General features: G+C 58.0%; 2 pseudogenes. Both read right to left on the reverse strand.

Annotated elements, in window-relative coordinates:
* Positions 1-222, reverse strand: a pseudogene (locus tag ACJHX3_RS24850) (hypothetical protein); the annotation flags it as partial.
* Between the two features lie 120 nt (positions 223-342).
* A pseudogene (locus tag ACJHX3_RS24855) lies at positions 343-1,230 on the reverse strand (autotransporter domain-containing protein); the annotation flags it as partial.

Here is a 1,230-nt window from a genome sequence, read left to right on the forward strand (position 1 = left end):
GATCATTCCGGCAATCGTCAGAAATACGCCTGCCAGCCAGCGAATATGGAACAACCGGGTTATGCGTTCGGTGATATAGCCAGCCAGTAAGGCCGGGCCGAACAGACACAGCAATATAAGCCCTGCCAGCGCAGAAGCTGTGCTGATTAATGCTCTGAACAAAAGGCGAAGAATGGCAAATCCTGCTATCAGCAGGATCAGCGCGCCGACTATCTGTAACATAGTCACTCCGTGATGAATATCATGTTATTGTTAATGCCAGCGAATGTGGCGTTGAATATCCGTTGCGCCGGTCCGGGTCCCGATCATGATGACCGGGACCACAAAGAGGCGATGGTTCTGTCAGAAGGTCACATTCAGCGTGGCCTGACCGTTATAGCCTTCAGCGCTGCTGCCGCTGACGCTGTGGGCATAACCGGCCTGAACGCCCAGGGTGATATTTTCCCGGACACGGGCTTCCAGTCCGGCCTGCAGGTCCAGTGACGTGCCATTCCGGGACGGTGAGAACGTCATGTTACTGCCGGCGGCGGCTGTACCCACCAGTTCACCGGCAGTTCACTCACACGGTGTTTTGTACTGTCGCGCAGAGTGTCACGGGATGAGGTGCCTTCGCCAAAGGTCATATCGTTGTGGCTGCCCAGACGGAAGCCGGCACGCACATGTTGTGTACTGCCATGCCCGAACTTCACATAACCGGCGTTATCCTGGCCGTCATCCAGGGAGAGCCCCTGCCAGGTGTACTGCAGTTGTGGCTCCAGCATCAGGTTGTCAGTGATACTGAAGGGCAGACCGGTTTCCAGTGAGCCCAGCCAGCCCCAGCCCCGGGCGCGGAAGTCGTTATTGTCCGATGACGCTTTCATGCTGTGGCGGGTTCCCTGTGCCACAATGTCAGCCCACAGGCCGGAGGACGTGTGTGTCAGATTCAGGTATCCGCCCAGACTGCCGGCATCATCCCGGACCGTGCCGGCGCGGGAGCCGTCATCATCCTTAACATCAACGGAAGAATGGCCGGCAGCACCATATACCCCCGCTGTCACAGACATACCGGCAACCTCTGTTCTGAGCAGGTCACCCTCCAGACGGACGAAGCCATAGCTGCCGCTGCTTTCCGGCGTGGCCCCACGGGCAATACCGCCGTTGTTATCGTGACCGAGATGACCGCCCTGAATGCTGAGACGGACGCTGTTATTTTCACCGTTTACACCGGTCTGATGGCTGCGGGAGCCTGCC

This window comes from Escherichia sp. WS1265, from assembly GCF_046487585.1.
GTDB classification, from domain to species: domain Bacteria; phylum Pseudomonadota; class Gammaproteobacteria; order Enterobacterales; family Enterobacteriaceae; genus Escherichia; species Escherichia coli.